A 24,908-nucleotide genomic window follows, 5' to 3' on the forward strand; every position below is an offset into this window, starting at 1 on the left:
CGATATTTTTAAAACTTTATCTTCAAACCCACAACCTAACCACTCAAGCCAAGTTACTGTTTTTCAACAAGTTTCTATCTGCATCACCGCCGATGGATGTGCATTCTACACCATCCCCATTCCTTTACAACCCCTTTCGCCTTTCTTTTTTTTCAAGCGAACAGTTTTTGTTCGAAATTATGATTTTCGGTTTATTTTTAATCTTTTTTTAGTATACAAGGCTGAATTTCAGTGTTTTTAAGCTCTAATAATGCACTTTGATCTTTTTCTTGCCAGTGTAACGGCCGCATATCGATGTATTCGATATACCCAGCTTCGCCCTTGTAATGTTGATTGTTATAAATCGCATTGAATTGAAAGCTTCCGGCATAACCTGCTGCCAAACCGAATTTAAAATCGCCTCGACTCTTTCCTTTGACCTCTAATAACAAACAGTCTTTCACATATACCTGCCATAAGAACTCACGCGGCAAATACATTTCTTTAAAATTGGGGGTCGTCACTTTTGGATAGACGCGCTGTATCTGAAAAAACACATTGTCTTTATAGCTTTCTACACGGCCATCCAAATTCCGTAAATCGGCGCGTGAATAAATAATCTGGTTCCATTGATTGCGTACTTGAGTCAAAAGTACCTGTAACTGATCAGTCAAATTTAAAACATGATGAGTAAAGAAACAAACGGGCATATAAGGCAAATGCGCAGAGCGTGCATATTCAAAACTCCCCATGCCCTGCACTTCATAGCAGTGATTTTCAAACATCACGCGCCCTTGACACCAGCACAAAAGCGACCAGTGTTCAAACACGCCCCACTTTAAAGGAGTGTAGTGTGACAGTACATTAACAGTATGTACTTTCAAATCCACGCTCAAAGCAGAGTCGGTTCGTTTAAAGTGAAAATCTGGAAAATAGCCTTGAATAACGTCTTGCTGATCAAAATTAAATGCGTCAGATCTGAAATGACATTGTTCTGAAATGGAATAGGATTTGAGTTGACCTGCCAGATGCGGACTCGAACTGACAAAAACTGATGCGGTATCTAACGCTTTGTGTTTGAGAATATTTTTATTGTATAAAATCGGAATTTTCGCCTGACCGATCAGGCTCATGAAATTGATGTAGTGTAGCGGTGCGGGTAAGCCCGGCAAAATCAGACCCTGATAAATCAACTTAAAACGCCCTTTGGGCGGATGATATGCCAAGGTCCGTTGTCGGGAGTGAGGACTCAGTTGCATCGATGGATTAAATGGTGTCATCAACATCTGCATACTCAACCTCACTTCGAATTTATGTCTTGGTGACTGAAGCCTGTTTTCGAGCAAATAAAGTGGTCACAAAACCAGATAATGCATAAACCAGTGATACCACTAAAATACCCATAGGAATATTATACGTGATTGCTGCAAAAATTAGCACCACTGGCAACATCACGGCAAATGGAACGCGTTTACGATCCATTTCTTTAAACGAATAATATTTAATATTCGAGATCATGAGCAAGGCCACAACAACCATATAAACCGCATATCCGATTTGAACGGCGATATCTCGCACATCAAAGATAAACGGATAATCACGACTGACCCAAACCAATGAAATCACAAGAATAGCCGCTAGAGGACTGGCAATACCAATAAAATAACGTTTATCGACTACACCAATTTGAACGTTGAAGCGTGCCAGACGAAATGCGGCACATGCTGTATAAATAAAACAACAGGCCAGCCCGATTCGACCCAAATCATGCAGACTCCAACTGTACATCAGCATTGCTGGTGCAACACCAAAAGCCAGTAAGTCGGATAAAGAATCGTATTGTTCACCAAAAGCACTTTGCGCACCAATCGCACGCGCCACTCGTCCGTCTAGACCATCGAGCAATGCTGCCAGGAAAATGGCATACACTGCGTGAACGAAATCGCCATTAAAACTTGCAATGATCGAATAAAACCCCGACAGCAATGCTGCCGTGGTAATCAAATTGGGCCAGAGATAAATGCCACGGCGTTTAACTTTCTGACCTTCATTGGTGTGCTCTTCTTCGACCACTTCAAAAGTGATGCCGTCAAATCCATGCTCGTCTGACTTGGAGTCATTTTCAAGTTTTGGTGTATTTGTCATTGTTATGTATTCCCAAGAATCCTCTCGCTTAGATGCCGCGTATTATTCACCAACCAACCAGCGCACTGCCGCGTGTCCACCGGTCTCTTGCATACGCAAATGGGGAAATAACCACTGTAATGCTTGATCTGCTTGCTCTGAGAACTGCCAAGGTGGGTTGATCACCAATAATCCGCATCCATTTAAACCGACCGGTGTATCGTCAGGCCATACGCAAATTTCGCAAATCAATTGACGACGAATGCCGGTTTTCATCATTTTCTTTTCAAAACGATCAATCATGGCGCGGTCTTTGATTGGATACCATACCGCAAAAACGCCTGTCGGCCATTTTTTGTAGGCTTCACACAACAGCTCGACCAACTGCGGAAAGTCTTTACGCTCTAGCTCGTAAGGTGGATCAATCATCACCAAGCCACGTTTTTCTTTGGGTGGAATCACCGCAAGCAAGCCTTCGTAAGCGTCGCGCTCATGTAAGCCAGCACGCTTGTCACGAATGTTGTCACGTAACTGCTGAAAAACATCACGCTGCATTTCAAATACAGTGGCTTTATCAGTCTCGCGCATACCTTGAAGTGCAAACCAAGGCGAACCCGGATATGTTCCCCGCCCTTCTTCAGCGCGAAGTGCTTCAACGAGTTTTAGATACTGCTGAACGCCTTCAGGTGCTTGACGCTTTTCCATGTCGCCCAATTGAACCAGACGATGAATACCGGTTAGAAACTCACCCGACTTCTGCGCAGGTGCAAGTGACAAGTCGTATTTTCCCGCCCCACCATGCGTATCGATATATCGATATGGCTTATCTTTGGCATTTAATTTTGTCAAAAGTTGTAGCAGGAGCACATGCTTCATTACATCCGCAAAGTTGCCCGCATGAAAATGGTGACGATAATTCATCTTTCAAATAATTCCTCAAATCAGCGGCTATATTAGCATGAAAAAACTTACTTACGTGTCGATCGGATGTTTTAGAATACTTCAGAGTATTGATTTTTAGTTTTGAGAATGTATGCAACCCGAGTATTCAAATTGTGAATTTGACCTGGATCGTGTGCTCGATGATCTTAATTTTAAAGGCTTTAGTCTGATCGATCAGTTGCATCCATTGAGCTTGATGCAAAAACTAACCAACGAATGCACTCAGCATTTGAATGCGTTTCGTGAAGCACAGATTCAAAATGGCGTGGTGAGCCAGATTCGTAGTGATCATATTTTATGGATTGATGATCAGCTTCCTATCGCACAACAACACATCGATGTATTACACGCTTTAGGACAAGAGATTAATCGCGCTTTTTATACTGGAATACAAAATATTGAAGCGCACTACGCACGCTACAATGCTGGTGAATTTTATGCGCTGCACCGAGACAACCCGCAGCAAAAAAATCATCGCGTGATTTCAAGCGTCTATTATTTACATCAAACATGGCAAGACAGTTGGGGTGGACAACTTCGTCTTGAAGATAAAAATGGCGAGTGGCATATCATTCAGCCACGACCTAATCGCTTAGTAATCTTTCAAAGTGACTTGTTGCATGAGGTTTTAATGTCTCATCAGCAGCGATTATCCATTACCGCTTGGCTGCGAAGTGCAAGTAGCGCTTGGTCAAGCTGAGATCATATCGATCACCAATATTACCTTGGGTCTTTTAAACGATAAATCTACCCTCATTAATGTCATAAGAATCTCGAGGATCAATATATGTCTGATACAAGCAAAATGATTGTAGAACGAATTGGAGAAACGGATCAGCGTTATCTTGACGGCAACTCTCCTGAGCTTGCATTGGAGCGAGGTGATCTGCGACTACAACTGGTCACTTTAAGTCATAATCGCCAAGAGCGACTGCATTTTTTACACGAAGCGATTGCCATTTTAGAGCAGTCACGCGTGGAGTTTGAGGAAATGCCGATGTCGATGTATATCGACCTGTCGTTGCAACTGGCAAAAGCCTATATGGTTTATTTTGAATTAAGCCAAGACAACAAATTTGCGCTCATTACCCAGCAAATTTTAAAGCCGCTCGCACATTTAAATCATGGTGACGTGTATTTCTTTTTGGCTTATGCGTCTATAGTCAAAAAAGAGCTGGCCTTCACACGCCACTGGCTCGACAAATACATAAAGAGTGAACAGCTGGATCTTGAATTGCTGCAACAGCATAGTGCATTTAATTCAGTACGTTCGCTTGATTGGTTCAAAGCTTTGATACATTCAAAAACTCACTAATCAATTTCCAGCTTCGAGCTGAGACTATAACTTAAGATGAATGCGCCTCAACATGCAATTGTTGATTGAGCTCATCGACCACAATGGCCCATTCATCATCTTTTTCCCAGTGACTCTCTAGAAACTGGCGTTGTCCAGCCGACCAGAATTCGGCCTCATGAAGTTTAGTTTCAGCAGCAATCTGGTGAGTTTGGATAAATTGCTCGATAGCCTCCGGGGTTGCTTCCAAGCCCAATTGTTCAAACAGTAGTTCTAATGTAGGTTGTGACTCAAACATGCTGACATCCTCTTTTAAATCATATTGTTATATATTCAATATAAACAATATGATTTGAGTTTTCCGTTTGAGCGGTGTGTGTTCTTGTGAGTGTTTGTATGAGCATAAAAAAAGCACTTCATAAGAAGTGCTTTTTTTATGCGAGGGTGAATTATTTCACCATGTCTGCAATTGCAGCGCGCTCTTCTTCAAGTTCATTCAACGTGAAGTTGATGCGTTCACGGCTGAACTCGTCGATTTCAAGACCTTGAACAATTTTGTATTCGCCATTTTCACACGTCACAGGGAAACCAAACATTACGCCTTCTGGAATACCGTATGAACCGTCAGATGGAATACCCATCGTCACCCATTTGCCGTTTGTACCCAACGCCCAATCACGCATGTGATCGATCGCTGCGTTTGCAGCAGATGCAGCAGATGATAAACCACGTGCTTCGATGATCGCAGCGCCACGTTTACCTACTGTTGGAAGGAACACGTCTTTGTTCCAAGCCGCATCGTTGATCTTGTCTTTTAGGCTTTCACCATTTGCAGTTGCAAAACGATAGTCTGCATACATGGTTGGTGAGTGGTTGCCCCATACTGTCATGTTTTCGATGTCAGATACAGCAACGCCCGCTTTTTGCGCAAGCTGAGTCAAGGCACGGTTGTGGTCAAGACGTAGCATGGCAGTAAAGTTTTTCGCTGGAAGATCTGGAGCAGATTTCATTGCGATGTACGCATTGGTGTTCGCAGGGTTACCTACAACCAATACCTTTACGTCACGGCTAGCAACTTCATTCAGCGCTTGACCTTGACCGATGAAAATCTCGCCATTCACTTTAAGAAGGTCAGCACGCTCCATACCTGGACCACGTGGACGTGAACCCACTAACAATGCATAGTCTGCATCTTTAAATGCAACTTTTGGATCATCTGTACCGATCATACCCGCCAATAATGGGAATGCACAGTCGTCAAGTTCCATCATTACGCCTTTTAGCGCTTGTTGAGCTTTCTCAACTGGAATTTCAAGCAATTGCAAAATAACTGGTTGGTCTTTCCCTAACATTTCGCCGCTTGCGATGCGGAATAATAAGCTGTAACCAATTTGACCTGCAGCGCCAGTAACGGCAACGCGAACGGGTTGCTTCATGTAATTATCTCCAATTGAGGATCGTTAAGATGATTAAACAGTTCGTCCATTTAATCTAATAATCATAAACGGCAAAGATTGTACTCCAAACCCACAACAGTTGCATGTAAAAGAGAATGGATTTCAACAAAAGTATGATAGGAAATATGAATAAAATAACAAGGCTTTGGACCAAGGTCTAATAACTACCTTTAATGGTAAATTCTTCTGGGCAACTCGACACCACATGACTGGCACACTGCGTATAAGCACCGCTGACCTGATAACACACCTGAACCTCGGTCAGAATGGGTTTAGAGCGCGAGCTTTGGCAGGTAAATTTAATGCCACTGGCGGGAAGCGATGGATTAAGTCTTAAAAACTGCTGTCGAATGGTATTTTTCTGCACATCTTTAGTGGTGGGACCAGTCAGCTCAGATGGAATTTTCAAACGATCTGCAAAGTTAACAATCGTTCGGAAATATTGGCTGGCATTCATAGGCACACATCCGCCAACTCCTCGCCAGAGTTGCGTACGAGCACTCTCGTCTGGCATCAAACGGGCCACTACACTGGTTTGTATCGGAGAGAGCATGGCCGATGAATTGGTTTTACATTCGGTAATATTGCCTGTTTCTGGAATCAGGCCCATCACTGTAAGAGAATAACCTTCGAGACACTTGCGCTGTTTACGTTTGGATGCATCTATTGAGCAGACTGCGGGTGTCATTTCAATTTGCATGACATAGCCTTGTAATCGACCAGAATCGGCGTGGACCTGTGGTGTGACGATAAGTACATAGACCCATAAACATGCGCCTATCAACCCTGCCAAATATTTGGATACAAAACTTGTTTTTTTCATCGAATCAAAACTTAACGTTATTTCAAGGAAAACCCGATTAAGGTGTACTTCGTACTGGAATAGCACGCATTCGCTGTTGCAAAGATTGCGCACCTTGCCCCAACAGAACACCATAGTGCGATGCATTGGTCATCACATGTTTTACATAGTCACGTGTTTCGGTTAACGGAATACTTTCTGTGTATTGATCTGCTGCAATCGTTTGGGTATCCGGTTGCCAACGTCGTGCCCGATTCGGGCCTGCATTATAGCCTGCCGTCGCTAAAACGGCATTGCCACTCAGCTGATTCTGAATCATGGACAAGTAAAAGGTACCATATCGAATATTGGTATTCATATCGGTTAAGGCCGCCGGATTGTAGGTTTCTCCCATCTGACGCGCAACCAGTTTGGCGGTATCAGGCATGATCTGCATCAAGCCTCCTGCACCAACATGAGAACGCGCAGAAGTCACAAAACGGCTTTCCTGACGCATTAAACCGTATGCCCACGCCGGATCAATACCTGCATTTTGGCTATGGTTCACCACCGTCACCTGATGCGGCATAATATAACGATAACCATAATTATGCTTGCTTACTGTACGGTCTGCGGCATAAATCGCACGATCATACCAGCCCATTTCTTGGGCACGCTGTGCAGCTGCAAGCAATAAACCATCGTCGTTACGCAAATACGCCTGACGAACAGCCCAGTTCCACTCACGATTAACATAATTGTCTGGTGCATTGATACGGCGCAGTGTAAATGCACGATTAAAATGAATATCTCGGCGTAACCGATCGAGGTCGCTGGCGGTGGCTTGCGCATACGGCGGAATATTACTGTAGCGCTCACCCAAACGGTCTTTGGCAAGCAAATTGTGATAGTCATCGCCAGATTGCGCCAGCTTACGATAGATTTGCTGGGCTGTTGCCTTGGCATTTGCATCATTGCGCTGCTCAGAGGCGCGTGCAAGCCAGTATTGCCAGCGATCTTCTTGCTTTTGCGCCACCGACATACTATCAATCGCGCGAATCACACTTTCCCATGCCCCAAAACGAATTGCCTGTCGTGCGTAAATTTCGGCTTCTTCTGGGCTAAACGGGTAACCGTAACTCATGTCAAACAAGGTCAACACATCGCGGTTAAAGTTATTTTTCATCACCGTGGTGCCGCCAATATAGGCGACAGTGCGATAAAGATATTTCTGAACGTCTGCTGGCGTGCCTTCGGCGTTGCGTCGAACCGAAGCCAGCGCACCGTTTAGGTCAGTATCTGCCAAACGGCCTGTTGCATAAATGAGATAAGCATAATCGGCATCGTTGTTTTTAGGTGCCGACCATAAATAGTTCTGTGGTGCCGCCTGAATCTGATTGAGCTGCGCTAAAGATAAATTCACGCCAATGGTCTGTGCAGTACTGAGCGCCAACCCGGACTGACCCGCACGCAACTGCCCCCACAAACGCTGTTTTTTATCCTGAGTGGTCATCAGTGGACTTGAAAGCATCATACGTCCCAAACCGTTACATAAATCTGGCTGGGTATTTGTCGTGAGCCAGACATCTTTGTATTCGGCAAAAACCAGATCATCGCCCGCTTTGGCACGTACTTGTGCCAGTGCACAGCTTTCTGCACGATCGGGATTGGTCACATACGGCACCACACTTTGCGGACTAACATAGTCGCCAAGTTTGACTTTTTCTTCGACATAATCTGCAGAAAGCTTTTCTGCCATGGCAGACTGTGGATAGCGCTGGGCAAAAGCAACAATATTCGCGGGTGGTTGCAACACCAGATTGGTATTGAGTTTCCAGTACTCGGGGTAGTAACCCAGAACATCATTTTGCATGGACAGCTGATACTGCTCTAAGAGTACGGTGTCGCCAGCACTGGCGGCACGGAGCGCATCGTTAAACTGTTCTTCGGCAGCAAAAACGGTAGAGCCTGACAACGTAGCCAAACTTCCAAGCATACTCAAGCGAATCAGCCGGCGATTTAGAAGCGTTGCAAGTAATGATTTGCTGTTTTTATTCCATGCCATAGATGCTTTTTTTCAAACCCCAACATTCGGTATGCAGTGCTAGTGTAATTATTCTTCATGCATCCTACTGTTGTGTTATGTAACCTTCTGATTCACCAAAATTAATCATGATTATATTTTAACTGGAAAATCAATACGTATTGTGCCCGATTTAATTTGCTATCTTTTGTGCAATTACTGCTACAATTGCGGCCTTTCAAAGTGCGTAGTTAAAATACGTGCGTTATCCCGTTTGTTTTAGGAGCCTACATGACGGTTCAAACCTTCATTCCAAATGGTGCCAAAGCTGCCTCAGAAAACACTGTTACCCAGCCAACGCACACCCCTGATGTTTCAATTAAAAAACTGTATATTGAAACTCAAGGGTGTCAGATGAATGAGTATGACAGTCACCGTATGGCAGATCTTCTCGGCGACTCTCACGGTTATGTGTTGACGCAAGATCCCAAAGAAGCCGACATTTTGCTAATGAACACCTGTTCGATTCGTGAAAAAGCGCAGGAAAAAGTATTTAGTGAATTGGGGCGCTGGCGCAAGCTAAAAGATAAAAATCCAGAGCTGATTATTGGCGTGGGTGGCTGCGTGGCCTCTCAAGAAGGCGACAATATTCAAAAACGCGCGCCATATGTCGATATGGTCTTTGGTCCGCAAACCTTACATCGTTTGCCACAGATGTTAGATCAGTATCAAGATCAGATTGAAAAACCTAAAAAAGACAAAATCAAGCTGGTGGATATTTCCTTTCCAGATATCGAGAAATTCGACTTTTTGCCTGAACCGCGAGTTGAGGGCTTTAAAGCATTTGTTTCGATTATGGAAGGCTGCTCAAAATACTGTTCGTTTTGTGTAGTGCCGTATACGCGTGGCGAAGAAGTGTCGCGCCCACTCGACGACGTTCTGGCTGAAATTGCGGGTCTGGCCGAAAAAGGCGTGCGTGAAATCTCGCTCCTTGGTCAAAATGTAAACGGTTATCGCGGCGAGACATTCGACGGCGGGATCTGTACCTTCCCTGAATTGTTACGACTCGTTTCAGAAATCCCGGGCATAGGTCGCTTGCGCTATACCACATCGCATCCACTTGAGTTTTCAGAAGATCTTATCCAGTGCTACCGTGATTTACCGCAAATGGTCTCGCACCTGCATTTACCTGTTCAAAGTGGTTCAAATGCAGTTTTAAAAGCCATGAAACGAAACCACACCATTGATGTGTATATCGAGAAAATTGCCAAGCTACGTGCTGTTCGCCCCGATATGCATCTCTCTAGTGATTTTATCATTGGCTTTCCGGGTGAAACCGATGAGCATTTCGAAGAAACTTATCAGTTTATCAAAGACTTGGATTTTGATCATTCGTATAGTTTTGTTTACTCAAAACGCCCGGGAACACCGGCTGCCGAGCTTGAAGATACGACCTCTGAAGATGTGAAAAAAGAGCGATTGGCCAAGGTGCAACACTGGATCAAACAATCGAGTATCCGTAAGACCGATGCCATGAAAGGCACGATACAGCGGGTTTTAATTGAGAAAGTATCTGATAAAGATCCGAATCTTTTACTCGGCACAGCGGACAATACCCGTATGGTCACTTTTATTGGTGATGCAGCATGGGTGGGGCGTTTTGCAGAAATCGAGATTACCGAAATTAAAACTTTAAATTTAGTTTACGGTGAGCTCTTGAATCTTGAGCCTGACGTGGCGTAATGTAAGGGTACTAGAACAAAGGCTACAAAAAGGATAATTCTTTGACTGCAGCGATTCGACGTACCGTTAATTTTCCCGGCGTTTCAATGACCCGTTTAAAAAGCATGCTTGGTGCATACAACGGTCATTTGAAGCAGATTGAACAGCGTTTAGATGTACAAATTACTCATCGTGGTGACGCGTTCTACATCGATGGTGACATTGATGCAGTCGAGCGAGCTGAGTCCCTGCTCCAGCGTCTTTACGACGAATCTGAAATTTCCGATCAGATCAGTGCCGATATTTTGCACCTTATGATTCAAGGCAGCCAGACAGATCGAGAACTGATGGATGATGCAAATCAGGAACATACAGGTCTTGATAATGTCTGGTTACAGACCCCAAAAGGTCGTATCAATCCACGCGGAACCAATCAAAAACGTTATGTGCAGCGTATTTTACAAAGCGATATTTCGTTTGGGATCGGGCCTGCAGGAACAGGTAAAACCTATCTTGCGGTAGCTGCGGCCGTCGATATGCTAGAACGCAATGAAATTCAGCGCATTCTACTGGTTCGACCTGCAGTTGAAGCAGGTGAAAAACTGGGGTTCTTGCCGGGCGATCTGGCACAGAAAATCGATCCGTACTTACGTCCCTTGTATGATGCGCTTTACGAAATGCTCGGTTTTGAAAAAGTGGCCAAGCTGATCGAACGTCAAGTCATTGAGGTGGCACCACTGGCGTATATGCGCGGTCGTACACTGAATCATTCCTTTGTTATTCTGGACGAAGCCCAGAATACCACACCAGAACAGATGAAAATGTTCCTGACCCGCTTAGGGTTTGGTTCACGCGCGGTCATCACTGGCGACATCACTCAGGTGGATTTGCCTCGCGGTCAGCAGTCGGGTCTGGCACACGCTCTACGCGTGCTGGAGCCGGTTAAAGAAATTCACATTACGCGTTTTCACTCGCGTGACGTGGTCCGTCACCAATTGGTTCAGAAGATTGTTGAAGCCTATGAAGGCTGGGATTCTGAACAAAATCGCTTAAGTTCTGAAGCACGCGCTGAACGTAAAGCGCGACAGGAAGCCTTAATGAGTGAACATGATGCCGCTGCGGATGCCCAGCATCAGGAAGCTTAAGTTATAGCTCTTGTACCCATTTTAACAATACACTTAAATCAGGGGATTGCCATGCTTTCCCCTATTTTTATGAAGGTAATATTTTGAAACTCAATCTTAGTTTGCAAGACGATGTGCAATCGCCCGATTTAATTTTGAAACGAGCTCCGCTTAAAAAAGCCATCGAAATGACATTGCGTCATGTCGATGTGCAGTCGGATTGTGAAATTGGGATTGCCTGTGTCGATCATGAGGAAAGTCATCGCCTCAACCTCGAGTATCGCGGTAAAGATAAATCTACTAATGTGCTGTCTTTTCCAAGTGACTTTCCAGAAGATATTTTACCGTTACTCGATGCGCGTCCACTGGGTGATCTGGTGATCTGTATTCCAGTGGTTTTGCAAGAAGCGATTGATCAAAAAAAAGCGGCCTATGATCATTTTATGCATATGCTGGTACATGGCACCTTGCATTTACTCGGCTATGATCATGAAATAAGTGAAGAAGATGCCGAGGAAATGGAGGCACTTGAAATTGAGATTTTGGCTAAACTCGGCTTGGCCAATCCGTATCTCGAACAAGATTAACTGTTCGCTGATCTGTTTCCCATTTTAATGACCGCAAATGCGGTCTTTTTGATGCTGTCTTGGCTGATTGCGTATCCGCTTATATTAATTTTTATTCCATTGGCCAAAAAAATGTTGATGATGATTGTGCATACTCCTAAAGATCCACTCGATGGCTAGATCGAGAAACAACATCTCTTTTTTATGTGCAAAATCCTATTGAAACATTAAACGATCAAATGATCTTATATAAAGCAAATATATCTGAATTGTTAACTCGATCACAAAATATTGCATCGTAAGACGAAAAAAGTCGTTATCATAACACTTGTAATTTGTGCACAAATGTAATCAACTTTAAAGGGAATTGCGCACCCGCTCAATTTAAAAAAAATTAGACTTCTCCTGAAACTGAAATGTGTGATTTGCGAATTTTCTGATTTGTAATTTCTGATCATTTCAATGTGTTCAACTTTATTTTGGAACGCTTTTATGCCAACAATTCTGTCATCGATTGCTAAACAGCTTCAGCGAGTCTATCGTAAAGCTGAAGACTTCATTGAAGAAGAACGTGAATTTCCACTCTCTCAGGTTTTTCTCAATGCAACGTTTAAACGCTATGTGACAGACAATGTTGAAATTCTTGAAGATCTGCATGCCGATTTATATAACGACTGGTTACGCCTGTATGCCACATTAAATGTGAAGGGCTTACATACTACACTTTCAGTCGACTTAAAACTCATTCAGATGGAGCTGAACAAAGAGCTGCAATTGATTGTTTTTGAGCAAATTAGTGACACGCAAATCGTCACAGCCACCTACAAGAATATCTTTCAGAAATTTGCAGTGAAATCAGCGCTCTTTTTCTATCAAAAAGTCCTTAAAAAAGACCCACTGGGGGTAATTTTAGAAAAATTTGATGTGGTTAAAGTACGTGATGATTTACTGTATCTGGATTTAAACCGCTGGTTAGGTAAAAATCGTAAAATTATTGAAACATTAGCCAAAGTACACGTGAATCATGCGGTATTACGCGATGCAGAACTGGTCATCATGGGCAATGTGAATTTGATGGCTCTCTTTAGCAAATCTGAAGATGAATATGACGAAATTGATGAAGAACTCGATATCGCCGAGACTGAAATCACGCCCATCAAACAAAAAGAAGATTAAATCGCCAACTTAGCACACCGTTTCATCCGCTTCTTTTACAGAATGTGATCGAATATTGGCATTTTCTTCATGATCTCGTGGCATCATCATGATTGGTTTTAATTGATTGTTCTCAGGTACAATCTTGTTTATTTTAAAAACGATAAGGATCTCTGTATGGCAAATCATGTAACGAAAACCTTAACTTTTGCAGCAGGACTTTCTAGTGCCCTGTTGTTTGCGGGGTTCTCTACACATACCCTCGCCATGAGTCCATTTCAGGCCAACTATCAATTTACCTACAACGGTAAAAACCTCGGTTCTGCTACACGAAGCTTGACTCAGCAAAGTGGTAACAACTGGACCTACAATTTCTCTGCAAAAGCAGGCGCCATTGCATCTGCAAGCGAAACCAGTAAATTTAACTGGTCAAACGGTAAAATTACCTCGCAGCAATTTAATCGTACCAGTAAAATTCTGGTGCATAGCAACACCATGAACATTAACTTTAATCCATCAAGTAAAATGATCAACACGCAAAAAGACGATAAAAAGCGTTCATTTGCATGGCAACAAGGTGTACTCGATGAACTCAATGCCGAATTGCAAATTCGTGAAGACTTGCAAGGCTCAGGCTTAAAATCGACCTATCCGATTGCAGATGCTAAAGGCATTGATACGCGTCGTTTTGTCAAACAGGGTACCGAATCGATCAAAACACCTTATGGTACCTATAACACCATTAAAGTGGTCATTCAGCATGATAAAGCGGAAAAAAGTACCATTTTCTGGTTGGCACCGAAGCTCGATTACTTACCTGTAAAAGTGAGCCATATCGATGGTAAAACTTCTTATGGGCTATTATTGACTAGCTATACCGGTAAAACCAACTAGTCGTTCAGCTGAATATTCTCTTTATAAAGACAAGCCATTTTTGACTAAGTGATCAACTTTTTTGTCGATTTTGGCTTGCATTTTTTCAGATGCTTTTTAAAATACGCTTTTGCTTGAAAAAGCATCCGTCCTAGAGGATTCTCCTGTGTACGCACTAGAACAGAAAATCTTAACTGAAGGCATCGTTCTATCTGATCAGGTGTTGAAAGTTGATGCGTTCTTAAATCACCAAATCGATCCTGTCCTTATGCAACAGATTGGTAAAGAGTTTGCTGCGCGATTTAAAGATACAGGGATCACCAAGATTGTTACGATTGAAGCATCAGGGATTGCCCCAGCCGTGATGGCGGGTCTCGAACTGTCAGTGCCTGTCATTTTTGCGCGTAAGTATCAATCGTTGACACTCAAAGATGATCTTTATCGCTCGAAGGTATTTTCGTTTACCAAACAAGTTGAAAGCACCATTGCCATTTCAAACAAGCACATCAGTTCGACTGATAAAGTTCTGGTGATTGATGACTTTTTGGCCAATGGTCAAGCTGCTTTGGGTCTTATCGATTTGATCCACCAAGCCAGTGCTGAAATTATTGGTGTGGGTATTGTGATTGAAAAATCCTTCCAGCCAGGTCGTGATCTTTTGCTTGAGAAAGGGTATCGCGTTGAGTCTTTGGCACGTGTTGCCTCGCTCGAAAACGGCACTGTGACATTTGTGAAAGAATAAGACATTTACAACTGAGTTTTAATGTCAAAAAAAGCGCTTCGGCGCTTTTTTAATGTCTGAAACATTCGATTTGACCATTTACAAGCCTACTAAACTTTTATTATTTTATTTCGCTAGAATGCAATTACCGCCCTAGCTTTTACGCACGGCCAACAGGATCTAAAAATAGATGACCGAGACTTCTTCAAACGAACAAGATAGCCCAGTGGTCTGCCCCAAATGTGGCTCGACCGAAATTGAGCAACGCAATCATGAGCAGCAAATGATACAAAAAGCCAGCGGCGTATTATTAACTTCGGCTGGTGCAGCCGCAGGTACAGTCGGCGGTGCAGCCTCTGGTGCTTCAGTGGGCGCCGCAATCGGTACTGTGGCAGGACCACTCGGTGTCATTGTAGGCGGTACGATTGGTACGTTTGTTGGTGCTATTAGTGTCGGAATTACCGGCGGCTTTTTGGGCAATCGTTTTGGTAAAAAAGCCGGCGTTGTAATTGATAAAAATATTTTTCAAGATTACCGCTGCGAAAAGTGCGGCACGCGCTTTAACCGCATTTTATAATGCATATCCGTTCCCTGCTTGGTATGAAATCAGCCAAGTTAGGGAATTATATAGACCATACGCTGCAATCAATAATAGAACCATACCGCAAATCGCCAGTATCTTGTTACTCCATATCGAATCTGATAGACGCTTAAAGCCCAAATACACCAGCGATAACGTCAGAAAATCCAGCGCAATCCAGACCACCACCAATATACTCAGGCTAATATTCAGATCAGGGTGTAAACCAATAAACTGCGGAAAAAATGAGGAAAAGAAAATAATATCCTTAGGATTGGATATTCCCGTTAAAAAACCGCGCTGGAATCCACCCTGAACGTTCGAGGTGGTGAGGTTTTGTGCTGGTTCAAGCCGGTAAGACTTTAAAATCTGAATACCCAAGTAGGCAATATAAAGACATCCTAATAATTTAATACCTTCAAACAAAATTGCGTTGACGGTAAATAGACCCTTAAGCATCAAAATAGAAACACCGATTAAAATGAGTGAGGCCAGATTGGTGCCTAATATTGTTTTTAACGCTGCCAGATATCCTTGCTTCAGGCCTGTACTGGCTACCAGTAACATGACGGGACCAGGCGTGGCAATCATGACCAGAATACTAAAGATATACAGTGCCAAAATAAAATAATTCATCGAAATACACCATGCTGCAATGCCCTAAGCACAGGGCCTGCAGTTTTTTTAGAATATCAAGTTGTAAAGGCTGTTAATGCTGTGTGAGTTTTTTGACCGTCGTTGCCAAACGTTTCCCCATCGCTTCACACAATGTTTTTTCATCTTGGCTGAGCGCTTGATCGTGACGTGGCCCACTGACATGGCTGGCACCATATGGCGTTCCGCCAGTTTTGGTGTTAGACAGCGCCGGAAGTGAATTGGGAAGCCCTAAAATCATCATGCCATGGTGGAACAGTGGATTGAGCATACTCAGCAAGGTACTTTCCTGACCGCCATGCATCGAACCAGATGCAGTAAATACACATGCAGGTTTATCGTGCAAGGCACCATTGAGCCACAAACTGGTGGTCTGGTCCCAAAAATATTTCATTTCACTGGCCATATTCCCAAAGCGTGTAGGTGAACCCACTGCCAGTCCTGAACACCCGGCCAAATCATCGAGTGTGCAATAGACATCTCCTGTATCTGGCACCGCAGGTTCAAGCTCACTCACAGTCGTGGTCAGATTCGGGACGGTTCTAATTTTAGTGGCAATGCCCTGTGCTTCAATACCATTGGCAATCAAATGCGCCATTTGTTGTGTCGAGCCATATTTGCTGTAATACAAGACAAGTACATAAGGTTGCATAATTTTTAAAAACTTTGTTAAAAAGAAAACTATACGATATTTGTGCGCTTTTTTGGCTAAGCTTTAACACTGAAACTGAAGAAACATCATGATTATAAAATTGGGGCATCATTTTTATGCTAGATCTATTTAAAAAACTACCTTTTTATGAGAAAAAATGGTTCCAATTCATTTTATTTGTGTTGAAACGTTTTGAAGCCGACCGTTGTCGCGAACAAGCGGGCTCTCTCACCTATACCACCTTATTTGCGGTGGTTCCGATGCTGACCGTTTTTTTGGTGATCATCTCTTCCATCAAGGCACTCGAACCTGCCCGTCAGCAACTGCAACAGCTGATTTACAGTAATTTTTTGCCGAAAAGTACCATTGCATTTGACCGATTACTCAATTCATTCACTGAAAAATCCAGTAATTTGACTGTCATTGGGGTGTTATTTTTGTTTATTACTACAGTGATGATGCTCAGTACCATTGAAACGGCGTTTAACCGGATCTGGCGTGTTCAGGAAACCCGCACGGGCCTGATTGGCTTTATGCGCTATTGGACCATTATTTCACTTGGACCCATTATATTGGGCAGCGCCTTCGTGATTTCATCGACCGTTGCATCGATGAATATTCTGAGCAGCAATTTTGCTGGCTATGAACTTAATGGTGCCTTTATCTTGTGGCTCATTTCTTTCGGCTTGACCATTTTGGGCTTTTTTATTCTGTATTGGACGATTCCAAATCGAACGGTACCGATGTATTCAGCCATTATTGCCGCATGTTTTAGTGCCACTATTTTTGAGTTACTCAAACATATCTTCAGCTTTCTGATGTCCAATTTTACCAGCTACGAGTTGGTCTATGGTGCTTTTGCTGCCATTCCTATTTTTCTGCTCTGGATTTTCTTGTCTTGGAATATTGTGTTGCTCGGAGTAGAAGTTAGCTATGCACTGACCGCATTTCATTCTGAAAAAATTCAAACACGCCATCCTGTGTTAATGCTGCTCGATGTACTTGAGCTGTTTTATAAGAAACAGAAAAAGGGCGAAAGTGTGACTGATCTTGAAGCATTGGATATTTTAGGGCGCGGCGAAATTGGTCGCTGGCCAAGTTATGTGCATTTGCTTGAACAGCAAAATCTGATTAAACGCACCGATAAGGATGAATACGTATTGGTGCGTAATCTGTCGCAAGTCGACTTCTGGACCTTCTTTACCGCACTGCCTTTTGCTTTGCCCTTGCGTCAGGATGTCGGCAACATTCATCCCGATGATGAATGGATGCAAAAAATTGGCCCTGCGCTGATTGATGCCGATGATTATCTGGCGGCAAAACTTTCGATGCCCTTGTCGACTCTATTTGAAAGCAAGTGATTCGGTCTTTAGAGGTCGTGATGATTATGGTTGTGCTGCATTTTTAAAGACTGAATTAAACTGGCAAAGTTGATGGCAGGCTGCGAATGCGTATTTTTACGATACGCCAATGCCAGACTGACCATTGGCTTTGGCGGTTGTATATCGAGATACTTAACGCCGGTAATACCCAATTGTTTGGTCGAATCGGGCACCAACGATACGCCTAGATTGGCCGCCACCAATGACACAATCGAGACAATCTGCGGTGCATTCTGACCAATTTTGGGTTCAAAACCATGGCTACGACAGGCATTGGTGATGGCATCGAAAAGGCCTGCACTGATTGACGGCGGTGATAATATAAAATTATCTTGCTTGAGTGCATTGAGTTCAATCGAGGTTTGATGAGCGAGCGGATGTCCGCTGGGTAATACCGCCAGCATGGGTTCATGCATCAGCAATTGTAAACTGAGCCCAGCGGGAACATGTTCTGGAGGGCGCACCAAAGCAATATCTAATTGGTCTTCGAGCAGACGATCCATCAGTACCAGTGAATTGGCTTCTTCCAGTTTAAGCCTGATTTTGGGGTAATGTTGTTGAAACAAGCGAATACTTTTGGGCAAAAGCAGATTGAGCATAGACGTGCCTGTAAAACCCAGCCGCAATTGTCCTGACTCACCATTGGCCACCTGCTGTGCCAACTGCATCGCATCATTCACACGCTGCTGAATCGGCTGCACGCTCAGCAAAAATGCCTCGCCCGCAGGGGTGAGTTCTACGCCTTGAGCAGAGCGATAAAATAACTCGGTTCCAATTTCATCTTCTAGATTTTTAATTTGCATACTGAGCGGCGGTTGACTAATTCCGAGTCGAAGCGCTGCTTTGGTAAAACTTTTTTCTTCTGCGACCACGATGAAGTAGCGAATATGTCGAAGTTCCATATATAAAAGCTATGACGTTCCCTATTTTTATATATTAGACAAATATACAGTAGATTGCTAATCTTTGTTGTGTTGGCAGCTAGGCAAGCACTGCCAACAAACCCCCTCTCTTTTAAAAAATCAATTTCAGGTTATGTTATGTCGATTCGTTCCACTGTTAACGAGTCCGGGACGGCTATTGCCTCAAATCAGACCTCTACAGATCAATCTCATCAGGAATCTGCTTTAAATTTTATCAGGCGTGGTACGACTGCTTATCGTAAAGCGGGTTTTGCATTGTTTTTGTTAGGCTTTGCCAGTTTTTCAATGATTTATTGCGTTCAGCCCCTATTGCCTGAATTTACGCATACCTTTCACATCAGCCCCGGTACCAGCGCACTGGCTTTATCTCTGACCACTGGGTTTTTAGCATTTTCCATTGTGCTTTCCAGCGCATTTTCTCAAGCCTTGGGTCGTAAAGGTTTGATGTTTATCTCGATGGCTCTGGCCGCAGTACTGAATGTGATTGCGGGCTGGGTTCCCGACTGGCACTTGCTGTTAGTCGCCAGAGCCGTGCAGGGTTTTGTGATCGGCGGTGTGCCTGCGGTGGCGATGGCATGGATTGCAGAAGAAATCCATCCGGCCGATTTGGGTAAAACCATGGGATTGTACATTGCGGGTACTGCCTTTGGCGGCATGATGGGTCGTGTTGGAATGGGTTTGCTGACCGAAATATTTTCATGGCGCTCTGCTCTGGGCGTACTTGGGGTGATCTGTTTATGTTGCGCAATCGGTTTTTTATGGCTATTGCCCACTTCACAAAACTTTATTGCACGTAAAGGCATACAATTGCGTTTTCATCTTTCAGCATGGAAAAATCATCTTCAAAATCCACGCTTACTTCGCATTTACTGGATTGGTTTTCTCATCACCAGTATTTTTGTGACCTTGTTTAACTATGTGTCTTTTCGTCTTGCGGCGGCCCCGTACCTTTTAAGTCAGACTCAAATTAGCTTGATCTTTTTATCGTATAGTCTGGGCATGGTATCGTCGTCGTGGGCGGGCGCCATAGTCGATCGACTTGGTCGTAAAATTGCACTTTTGGTCGGTTTTTCTGCCATTGTAATCGGTACACTGATGACGCTTGCCCATGGATTATTTGTGATTATTTTGGGGATTGCCGCAATCACAACAGGCTATTTTATTGCGCACTCCATTGCGAGCAGTAATGTAGGATTAGAAGCAAAGACAGCCAAAGGCCATGCGACCGCATTGTATTTGCTTTTTTACTACTTAGGATCGAGTATTGTGGGTTCTGCTGGCGGCTGGTTTTGGCAATATGGCGGCTGGCATGCGGTGGTGTATCTGACGCTGGCGCTGGCTTTTATCGCAATTGTGATTGTACTCACAGCATCACAACCGATTACATCTAAACGTATTTAAAGCAATGCCTTGCTGTATTGTGAACACAACAAGGCAGCATATGATTTTAAAAGTTGGCGTGTACAAAGGTTTCCCAAACAAAAGCTTGGGTTTTGCCGTTTAAGGTCATTTTTAAACGGTCGCCTGATGTTAATGCACCTACACCTGCGGGGGTTCCTGTCATGACCACATCACCCGCCTCAAGCGTGAATGCCTGGCTCATATCACATAGATATTCCCCAATACTACGTAACAACAGCGCAGTATCACCCGATTGACGAAGCTGATCGTTGATATGGAAACTGTACGTGACATGTGCCCAATCTTGAACCTCACTGACATCTACCCAATCCGCAAGTACACAAGCACCATCAAAAGCTTTTGCGCGCTCCCAAGGCTGTCCCTTGTTTTTTAGCTCGGTCTGCAACTCACGTAGGGTCAGGTCAAGCCCGATGGTTACCGCACCAATTGCCTCAAGTGCTTTGGCTGGGTCTGTTTCCTGACGTAAAGTACGGTCCAACCTTAAAGTTAGCTCACATTCATAATGACATTCGCCCTCTGCCGTATTCCATTGAATACCTTGCGACAGACCAATCAAACTGCTCGGTGGCTTAATAAACAAAACTGGACGATCTGGAATCGCATTTCCCAATTCTTTTGCATGTTCGGCGTAGCTTCGTCCGACACAAATAATTTTAGATGGCCGTGCTGTCATTTTTGTCTTCCTTCTAGACAGGTAAAATCTTTAGGTTTTATCGTTTAAATGCATGTTCAAACGTGTTTTTTTCTGCGGTATTTGCTAGAACGCGTTTTGGCACAATCACCACAGTTCGATTTTTCAGCTCAATCATGTAGGTCAGTTTTCCAGTTGCAAAATGGGCCACATCACTATAGGCAAACTGCTGCTTACGCCCTGTGGCATACAGCTCGATCCAGTCTTGATATAAATCAATTCCCTGTTCACTTTTACCAAATTGATATTTTACAAATTGACGTTTAAACATCATCGGCAAAAACCAGTAGCGCATAATGATTTGCAAGATCAGGAAAAATACACCCAAGCCAACGTAGTAGCGCCCTACGCCATCCAAGCCTAAATAAATCCCCCATGCAATAATTGCGATACTAATCACTGGTGTAATAAAACGTGTAAAAAGCTTTTTACCGAAAGTTGCAAGGGTAAAACCATCTTGCGACTCTTCTAAATTCAAGTGATAACGTAAAGAAACGGTAGGTTTAAGTTCTGACATAGTGGGTTCAACATACGCGATGAATTACGTTCAAAATACTACACCAGTTCACGCATTTTCTTTAGCATTACCTGTATTTGATTGAAGATTTACATTCGATTATTGGTTAGCTGTCATGTAAATTTATATTTGTATCGAGCTGATAGACGATAGAACTGGATGTACCAGGAAAGGAAATTCAACGAATAGATCTGCCCATGAATTTCAGGCACAAAAAAACCGCAATTAAGCGGTTAATTCTTCAAGTGGTGCGCTCAGAGAGATTCGAACTCCCGACCCCTTAGTTCGTAGCCAAGTGCTCTATCCAGCTGAGCTATGAGCGCGTACTTGATGGAGCGCATTATACGTGTTTTTTAGTTTTTGATAAGTAGTTTTTTCATAAAATAGAGTCAACCGTTCAGTTCTTAAACGAATAAGCCCATATTGATGCTTATGGATACTTTTTTTATAGCCGCTTTAGCATTTTCAGCCTATGTACCGTTATCGCTCAAACGCTGATACCCTTAACTCAATCTCTGCTGTATAAACTTTGTCATAAATTCTTACAAAAGCAGAATATATTCATTTTCAATGCATTAACAAAATAAAGTGAGAACTTGAATAAGCTTAGTACTAAAAAATTAATCAAGTAAAAGTATTCAAAATAATAAAATTGACCTTACTGCCAAAAATAAAATAAATATTTCACCGCCGTAAAAGAAAAATTGCATTATAGAAATGGGATTAAATCACTTAAATTTATCAATTTTTATTCAAAAGAGCTTTAATTCATCGGTTAAATTTTTCTCAGATTCTTTTTTTAAAATTGGCTCAGGTGCCGCTTTTTCTTAATTTTAAGATTTTGTTGACTGTTTTTTATACATAGCCAATACTGAGTCATGGTTAACAAATAGACCGATACATCATTCGCACTAAAGACACAAAACAAGATTAAATTTACAGTTAACCAAAAAATGTATAAGAATTGCACAAATAGGAATGCACACTCATGTTTCTTAAAGCTCTCGTTTCATCTATTTCAAAAATTACTCACGACCTGGGTAATGCTGTTACCAGTCAATCAAGTGCGTCATCGGAAGGTTCGCTGAATCTTTCTTTGTCTTTATCGACCACAGTAACTGCGGTTGCGAGTAGTATTTCCACACTACCAACCACCATTAGCTCCGTGGTAACAAGTTTACCTACAGCACCAACCAGCGTGGTCAGCGATTTATTGGGTACAGTTACTGGTGGCACATCAGGAAATCCACTCGAAACTGTCACCAATTTATTAGGCGGCCTTGCAGGTGGAAGTTCAGGGAATCCTCTCGGTACTCTTACAGGTGCATTGAGTAGCGTGACCGCACCATTGCAAACCGGAATCGATGCACTTCAAGGCGTGGAGTCATTGAAAACCGATATTATTACCTCCACGATTGACACCCTAGCCAGCTCTGGTATCAATATTTTGCCTCAGGCTGCCGAGCAGATCTCAGCATTGGCTGGCTTGGGTACACTGACTTTTGAAACCTCTGAAAGCACAGTCAATGGTGTTTTGGATGCCGTTTCGGGTGTGCTCGACCTCAATCCAACTGCAGTCAGTGATGCGTTAACAGGGGTTGCGGCGACATTGGTCGACAGTGGCACAAGTGCCACGGAGATTTTATCCAGCCTCGCAGGTGGACTTGACAGCAATCCACTTGAGTCTGTGACCGATTTATTAGGCGGACTCACTGGCGGCACATCAGGTAATCCACTAGAAGCTGTCACGGATTTATTAGGCGGACTCACTGGCGGCACATCAGGCAATCCACTAGAAGCTGTCACGGATTTATTGGGCGGACTCACTGGCAGTGCATCAGGTAACCCGCTTGAAGCTGTCACGGATTTATTGGGCGGTATTACGGGTGGAACATCCAGCGATCCATTAAGTACCTTAACAGGTGCATTAAGTAGTGTAACCGCACCATTGCAAACTGGAATCGATGCACTTCAAGGGCTAGAATCACTCAAAACCGATATCATTACCTCCACGATCGATACTTTAGAAAGTTCTGGTATTCATATTTTGCCTCAAGCTGCTGACCAAATTTCAGCATTGGCGGATTTAGGTACTTTAACTTTTGAAACTTCTGAAGCGACCGTCAATGGTGTTTTGGATGCTGTTTCTGGTGCGCTCGACCTGAATCCAACAGCAGTCAGTGATGCATTAACAGGGGTTGCGGCGACATTGGTCGATAGTGGCACGAGTGCCACAGAGATTTTATCTGGCCTCACAGGCGGACTCGATAGTAATCCGCTTGAATCTGTGACCGACTTATTAGGTGGACTTGCTGGCGGTACATCAGGCAACCCACTTGAAGCCGTCACGGATTTATTGGGCGGTCTTGCGGGTGCAGGCAGTGTTGGCTCATTTGATACATTAACCGATGTGCTGGGCAGTGTAAGTGATGCTGTCCATGGATTAATTGATGTGGGTGAAACCTTGGTAGTCAGTACTGCCGAAGTAACAGCGGATACTGCACATGCACTTGTTGATATTGTCGATGTCGCCGCAGACAGTACTCTCGATGTGGTCGAGACACTCTTAAACAGTCTCGAAAGCATTTCAACTTCTGCGACAGGTTCAAGTGCTTCCCTTGGTGGCCTAACAGATCTATTAGGCGGTGTGACCTCATCGCTTGGTTCAGTCACCAGTACAAGTCAAGGCTTGGGCAGCGTAACCAATTTGCTCGATCAGCTCTTTGATCAAAACTTAAGTGTGGTTTAAACCCATTTAAACCTTGAACACCCCAGCCGCCTGCTTGATGTAGGCGGTTTTTTTATGGCGTATAAGTAACACGTCATATAGCCAAATTTCAGGCACAAAAAAACCGCAATTAAGCGGTTAATTCTTCAAGTTGGTGCGCTCAGAGAGATTCGAACTCCCGACCCCTTAGTTCGTAGCCAAGTGCTCTATCCAGCTGAGCTATGAGCGCATTACTTGTGTGCCTTTCGGCGTTCGTTACTTTTGCAATATTTTACTTGGTGCGCTCAGAGAGATTCGAACTCCCGACCCCTTAGTTCGTAGCCAAGTGCTCTATCCAGCTGAGCTATGAGCGCATTAAGTAAAGTGGCGGTGAGAGAGGGATTCGAACCCTCGGTACAGTTACCCGTACGCATCCTTAGCAGGGATGTGGTTTAAGCCACTCACCCATCTCACCGTAACGAGCCGCCATAATACAAACTAAAGCCCATGACTGCAAGTCATCACTTCTAATTTTTCTTAGTTTTTTATCCAATCATCTATTTTTTAAACAAAAACCACATTAATTTGAGTATTTTCATGCACTGGGCTTGCTACTATA

The 24,908-nt window shown here is 43.5% G+C and carries 25 protein-coding genes and 4 tRNA genes; 13 read left to right on the plus strand and 16 right to left on the minus strand.

The genetic code is table 11. The features are described from left to right. Positions 1 to 197: 197 nt before the first annotated feature. Genes L2096_RS02430 through L2096_RS02440 form a run of 3 tightly spaced genes read right to left on the minus strand, consistent with a single transcriptional unit; the run spans position 198 to position 3,024 of the window. Positions 198 to 1,271, minus strand: a complete 1,074-nt coding sequence (locus tag L2096_RS02430; protein WP_004945251.1) for a DUF6670 family protein — start codon at positions 1,269 to 1,271, stop codon at positions 198 to 200. A gap of 19 nt (positions 1,272 to 1,290) precedes the next feature. After that, a complete protein-coding gene (gene pssA / locus L2096_RS02435; RefSeq protein WP_004934670.1) occupies positions 1,291 to 2,124 on the minus strand; it encodes a CDP-diacylglycerol--serine O-phosphatidyltransferase in 834 nt (277 codons plus the stop codon). A 42-nt stretch (positions 2,125 to 2,166) separates the two neighbouring features. Beyond that, complete coding sequence (locus L2096_RS02440) at positions 2,167 to 3,024, minus strand: 23S rRNA (adenine(2030)-N(6))-methyltransferase RlmJ (protein ID WP_004934667.1); 858 nt, start codon at positions 3,022 to 3,024, stop codon at positions 2,167 to 2,169. 112 nt (positions 3,025 to 3,136) lie between these two features. Here L2096_RS02440 and L2096_RS02445 point away from each other — a divergent pair, with 112 nt between their 5' ends. Both L2096_RS02445 and L2096_RS02450 read left to right on the plus strand, forming a co-directional pair. Continuing rightward, positions 3,137 to 3,745 carry a 2OG-Fe(II) oxygenase gene (locus L2096_RS02445; protein WP_025095649.1) on the plus strand — a complete coding sequence of 203 codons (609 nt, stop codon included), beginning with the start codon at positions 3,137 to 3,139 and terminating at the stop codon, positions 3,743 to 3,745. A gap of 87 nt (positions 3,746 to 3,832) precedes the next feature. After that, positions 3,833 to 4,360, plus strand: a complete 528-nt coding sequence (locus tag L2096_RS02450) for a hypothetical protein (protein ID WP_119025332.1) — start codon at positions 3,833 to 3,835, stop codon at positions 4,358 to 4,360. 31 nt (positions 4,361 to 4,391) lie between these two features. Here the strand turns inward: L2096_RS02450 and L2096_RS02455 are convergent, their stop codons facing one another. From L2096_RS02455 to L2096_RS02470, 4 genes are all read right to left on the minus strand, one after another. After that, entirely contained in the window at positions 4,392 to 4,637 is a 246-nt protein-coding gene (locus L2096_RS02455) for a DUF2789 family protein (RefSeq protein ID WP_004934654.1), read from the minus strand. Positions 4,638 to 4,788: 151 nt separating this feature from the next. Further along, positions 4,789 to 5,775: a malate dehydrogenase gene (locus tag L2096_RS02460; RefSeq protein ID WP_004934651.1), complete on the minus strand. Its 987-nt coding sequence runs from the start codon at positions 5,773 to 5,775 to the stop codon at positions 4,789 to 4,791. 178 nt (positions 5,776 to 5,953) lie between these two features. Then, positions 5,954 to 6,619, minus strand: a complete 666-nt coding sequence (locus L2096_RS02465; protein ID WP_004934648.1) for a ribonuclease T2 — start codon at positions 6,617 to 6,619, stop codon at positions 5,954 to 5,956. Positions 6,620 to 6,656: 37 nt separating this feature from the next. Beyond that, positions 6,657 to 8,573, minus strand: coding sequence for a lytic transglycosylase domain-containing protein (locus L2096_RS02470; RefSeq protein ID WP_029952340.1), 1,917 nt, complete (start codon positions 8,571 to 8,573; stop codon positions 6,657 to 6,659). Positions 8,574 to 8,891: 318 nt separating this feature from the next. Between L2096_RS02470 and miaB the strand changes: the two genes are divergently transcribed. The 8 genes from miaB to L2096_RS02505 all read left to right on the plus strand — a co-directional run bounded on the left by miaB (position 8,892) and on the right by L2096_RS02505 (position 15,338). Then, complete coding sequence (gene miaB / locus L2096_RS02475; protein ID WP_250364817.1) at positions 8,892 to 10,343, plus strand: tRNA (N6-isopentenyl adenosine(37)-C2)-methylthiotransferase MiaB; 1,452 nt, start codon at positions 8,892 to 8,894, stop codon at positions 10,341 to 10,343. Between the two features lie 41 nt (positions 10,344 to 10,384). Next, the gene (locus L2096_RS02480) at positions 10,385 to 11,467 is read left to right on the plus strand and encodes a PhoH family protein (RefSeq protein ID WP_004934640.1); all 1,083 of its coding nucleotides are present in this window, start codon (positions 10,385 to 10,387) and stop codon (positions 11,465 to 11,467) included. A gap of 83 nt (positions 11,468 to 11,550) precedes the next feature. After that, the gene (gene ybeY / locus L2096_RS02485; RefSeq protein WP_004934638.1) at positions 11,551 to 12,033 is read left to right on the plus strand and encodes an rRNA maturation RNase YbeY; all 483 of its coding nucleotides are present in this window, start codon (positions 11,551 to 11,553) and stop codon (positions 12,031 to 12,033) included. Between the two features lie 27 nt (positions 12,034 to 12,060). Next, entirely contained in the window at positions 12,061 to 12,192 is a 132-nt protein-coding gene (locus L2096_RS16040) for a hypothetical protein (protein WP_265735003.1), read from the plus strand. Between the two features lie 312 nt (positions 12,193 to 12,504). After that, positions 12,505 to 13,188 carry a hypothetical protein gene (locus tag L2096_RS02490; RefSeq protein WP_004934635.1) on the plus strand — a complete coding sequence of 228 codons (684 nt, stop codon included), beginning with the start codon at positions 12,505 to 12,507 and terminating at the stop codon, positions 13,186 to 13,188. A 156-nt stretch (positions 13,189 to 13,344) separates the two neighbouring features. Continuing rightward, a complete protein-coding gene (locus L2096_RS02495) occupies positions 13,345 to 14,061 on the plus strand; it encodes a DUF3108 domain-containing protein (protein WP_004934628.1) in 717 nt (238 codons plus the stop codon). Between the two features lie 145 nt (positions 14,062 to 14,206). Then, the gene (locus L2096_RS02500) at positions 14,207 to 14,782 is read left to right on the plus strand and encodes a xanthine phosphoribosyltransferase (RefSeq protein ID WP_004934626.1); all 576 of its coding nucleotides are present in this window, start codon (positions 14,207 to 14,209) and stop codon (positions 14,780 to 14,782) included. Between the two features lie 169 nt (positions 14,783 to 14,951). Beyond that, positions 14,952 to 15,338: a hypothetical protein gene (locus L2096_RS02505; RefSeq protein ID WP_004934624.1), complete on the plus strand. Its 387-nt coding sequence runs from the start codon at positions 14,952 to 14,954 to the stop codon at positions 15,336 to 15,338. On the opposite strand, the gene L2096_RS02510 is transcribed toward L2096_RS02505, so the two are convergent. Together L2096_RS02510 and wrbA are read right to left on the minus strand one after the other, a co-directional pair. Further along, complete coding sequence (locus L2096_RS02510; RefSeq protein ID WP_250364818.1) at positions 15,333 to 15,977, minus strand: LysE family translocator; 645 nt, start codon at positions 15,975 to 15,977, stop codon at positions 15,333 to 15,335. The genes L2096_RS02505 and L2096_RS02510 overlap by 6 nt on opposite strands. A gap of 73 nt (positions 15,978 to 16,050) precedes the next feature. Beyond that, entirely contained in the window at positions 16,051 to 16,647 is a 597-nt protein-coding gene (gene wrbA / locus L2096_RS02515; protein ID WP_025095654.1) for an NAD(P)H:quinone oxidoreductase, read from the minus strand. A 116-nt stretch (positions 16,648 to 16,763) separates the two neighbouring features. On the opposite strand from wrbA, the gene L2096_RS02520 reads away from it, so the two are divergent. Beyond that, on the plus strand, positions 16,764 to 18,008 hold the full coding sequence (locus L2096_RS02520; RefSeq protein WP_004934611.1) for a YihY family inner membrane protein: 1,245 nt from the start codon (positions 16,764 to 16,766) through the stop codon (positions 18,006 to 18,008). Positions 18,009 to 18,016: 8 nt separating this feature from the next. On the opposite strand, the gene L2096_RS02525 is transcribed toward L2096_RS02520, so the two are convergent. Then, the gene (locus L2096_RS02525; protein WP_004934610.1) at positions 18,017 to 18,931 is read right to left on the minus strand and encodes a LysR family transcriptional regulator; all 915 of its coding nucleotides are present in this window, start codon (positions 18,929 to 18,931) and stop codon (positions 18,017 to 18,019) included. 138 nt (positions 18,932 to 19,069) lie between these two features. On the opposite strand from L2096_RS02525, the gene L2096_RS02530 reads away from it, so the two are divergent. After that, positions 19,070 to 20,353 carry an MFS transporter gene (locus L2096_RS02530; protein WP_250364819.1) on the plus strand — a complete coding sequence of 428 codons (1,284 nt, stop codon included), beginning with the start codon at positions 19,070 to 19,072 and terminating at the stop codon, positions 20,351 to 20,353. Positions 20,354 to 20,399: 46 nt separating this feature from the next. On the opposite strand, the gene L2096_RS02535 is transcribed toward L2096_RS02530, so the two are convergent. The 3 genes from L2096_RS02535 to L2096_RS02545 all read right to left on the minus strand — a co-directional run bounded on the left by L2096_RS02535 (position 20,400) and on the right by L2096_RS02545 (position 21,905). Further along, a complete protein-coding gene (locus L2096_RS02535; RefSeq protein ID WP_151676047.1) occupies positions 20,400 to 21,047 on the minus strand; it encodes a fumarylacetoacetate hydrolase family protein in 648 nt (215 codons plus the stop codon). Positions 21,048 to 21,084: 37 nt separating this feature from the next. After that, the gene (locus tag L2096_RS02540; RefSeq protein WP_250364820.1) at positions 21,085 to 21,582 is read right to left on the minus strand and encodes a hypothetical protein; all 498 of its coding nucleotides are present in this window, start codon (positions 21,580 to 21,582) and stop codon (positions 21,085 to 21,087) included. 246 nt (positions 21,583 to 21,828) lie between these two features. Continuing rightward, positions 21,829 to 21,905: transfer RNA gene (locus L2096_RS02545), tRNA-Arg, on the minus strand. 665 nt (positions 21,906 to 22,570) lie between these two features. On the opposite strand from L2096_RS02545, the gene L2096_RS02550 reads away from it, so the two are divergent. Then, the gene (locus L2096_RS02550; RefSeq protein ID WP_250364821.1) at positions 22,571 to 24,331 is read left to right on the plus strand and encodes a hypothetical protein; all 1,761 of its coding nucleotides are present in this window, start codon (positions 22,571 to 22,573) and stop codon (positions 24,329 to 24,331) included. A 131-nt stretch (positions 24,332 to 24,462) separates the two neighbouring features. Here the strand turns inward: L2096_RS02550 and L2096_RS02555 are convergent. The 3 genes from L2096_RS02555 to L2096_RS02565 form a co-directional block, all read right to left on the minus strand. Next, positions 24,463 to 24,539, minus strand: a tRNA-Arg gene (locus L2096_RS02555). A 47-nt stretch (positions 24,540 to 24,586) separates the two neighbouring features. Next, positions 24,587 to 24,663: transfer RNA gene (locus L2096_RS02560), tRNA-Arg, on the minus strand. Positions 24,664 to 24,674: 11 nt separating this feature from the next. Beyond that, positions 24,675 to 24,764, minus strand: a tRNA-Ser gene (locus tag L2096_RS02565). Between the last annotated feature and the right edge of the window lie 144 nt (positions 24,765 to 24,908).

The organism is Acinetobacter sp. ACZLY 512, assembly GCF_023614015.1.
GTDB lineage: Bacteria > Pseudomonadota > Gammaproteobacteria > Pseudomonadales > Moraxellaceae > Acinetobacter > Acinetobacter soli.